3 protein-coding genes are annotated in these 1,879 nt (G+C 54.2%); all 3 read right to left on the reverse strand.

The window, feature by feature from the left end; genetic code table 11:
• Positions 1 to 460, reverse strand: a 460-nt coding sequence (gene rimM / locus ACW14G_RS22855; protein ID WP_455648858.1) for a ribosome maturation factor RimM, incomplete at its 3' end; no start/stop codon positions are given.
• A gap of 18 nt (positions 461 to 478) precedes the next feature.
• Entirely contained in the window at positions 479 to 727 is a 249-nt protein-coding gene (gene rpsP / locus ACW14G_RS22860) for a 30S ribosomal protein S16 (protein WP_064543364.1), read from the reverse strand.
• A gap of 109 nt (positions 728 to 836) precedes the next feature.
• The coding region (locus ACW14G_RS22865; RefSeq protein WP_455648859.1) for a signal recognition particle protein at positions 837 to 1,879 on the reverse strand (1,043 nt) is incomplete at its 5' end.

Raw genomic sequence — 1,879 nt, forward strand, 5'->3', positions numbered from 1 at the left:
GCTCCTTGATGCCAAATGCATCTTTCAGGTTTGCCTTAATGACGAGAACGTCATTCGACCCGGTTTCCATCATATCGATGACTTTACCGAGACCGTAGCCTTCCGTGGTCACTACCTGGCAGCCCATCAGGTCTTTCCAGTAATAGCTTCCATCTTCCAGCGCCGGCAGCTGCGAGGAATCCACGATAATTTCGCAGTTCGTCAGCAGATTCGCGGCATCGCGATCGTCAACGCCTTTCAGCTTAATAACGATATCCTGATTGTGGTAGCGCCAGCTTTCCAGCTCAACGGTCTGCCACTGACCCGCCTTCTGGATTAACCAGGGCTGATAGTCAAAAATGCTTTCGGCGTCTTCGGTGGAGGAAAACACTCTGAGCCAACCACGGATACCGTAGGAAGAACCCATTTTCCCCAATACGATCGGATCAACAGGTGCTTGTGCGGTGTGTTGCTTGCTCATCATGACCACCGTGACAGATTAAGCTGCTTTTTTAGCTTCTTTGATCAGCGCAGATACGCGATCAGAGATAGTTGCGCCCTGGCCAACCCAGTGTGCGATACGGTCCAGATCCAGACGGGTGCCTTCTTCCGCGCCAGAAGCGATCGGGTTGAAGAAACCAACGCGCTCGATGAAGCGACCGTTACGTGCGTTACGGCTGTCAGTAACAACAACCTGGTAGAACGGACGCTTTTTAGCGCCGTGACGTGCTAAACGAATAGTTACCATAACATCCTCTTGTGTGAATAGAACAACCGGGCCCCATCGAGGGAAGGGGCCCGGTGTCATATTAAAAGCCCGAAAATTTTACTCATTTTTGGGCAAAATGCAATCCGTATTATCTGCCGGGGAATCCTGGGGGCATCATACCCTTCATTCCGCGCATCATTTTCATCATGCCGCCTTTCGACTTCATCTTTTTCATCATGCGCTGCATGTCGTCGAACTGCTTGAGCAGACGGTTCACGTCCTGCACCTGCAGGCCGCAGCCCTGGGCGATACGACGCTTACGGGAACCTTTGATGATTTCCGGCTTCGCGCGTTCTTTCAGCGTCATCGAGTTGATGATCGCTTCCATACGCACCAGCACTTTGTCATCCATCTGGGATTTAACGTTGTCTGGAATCTGGCCCATGCCCGGCAGTTTGCCCATCAGGCTCGCCATGCCGCCCATGTTTTTCATCTGCTTGAGCTGTTCCAGGAAGTCGTTCAGGTCGAAACCGTCGCCCTTCTTCAGCTTGGTCGCCAGCTTCTCAGCCTGCGCGCGGTCAACCTTACTCTCAATATCTTCGATCAGCGACAGCACGTCGCCCATGCCGAGGATACGGGAAGCGATACGGTCCGGGTGGAACGGCTCCAGCGCTTCGGTTTTCTCGCCGACGCCGAGGAATTTAATCGGTTTGCCGGTAATGTGACGAATAGAGAGTGCCGCACCGCCGCGCGCATCGCCGTCGACCTTGGTCAGCACTACGCCGGTCAGCGGCAGCGCTTCGTTAAAGGCCTTGGCGGTGTTTGCCGCATCCTGACCGGTCATCGCGTCGACAACAAACAGGGTTTCAACCGGCTTAATGGCCGCGTGAACCTGCTTGATTTCGTCCATCATCGCTTCGTCAACGTGCAGACGACCGGCGGTATCCACCAGCAGCACGTCGTAGAATTTCAGCTTCGCTTCTTTCAGCGCCGCGTTAACGATATCGATAGGCTTCTGGCCAACGTCAGACGGGAAGAAGTCCACGCCAACCTGTTCAGCCAGGGTTTCCAGCTGTTTGATCGCCGCCGGGCGATAAACGTCGGCAGAAACCACCAAGACTTTCTTCTTGTGCTTCTCGCGCAGGAATTTACCCAGCTTACCGACGCTGGTGGTTTTACCCGCACCCTGCA

The organism is Kluyvera sp., assembly GCF_965301105.1.

What these genes read in the sequence shown, in the direction of transcription:
- rpsP (WP_064543364.1), bottom strand. Translation starts at nt 727, where the DNA reads ATGGTAACTATTCGTTTAGCACGTCACGGCGCTAAAAAGCGTCCGTTC.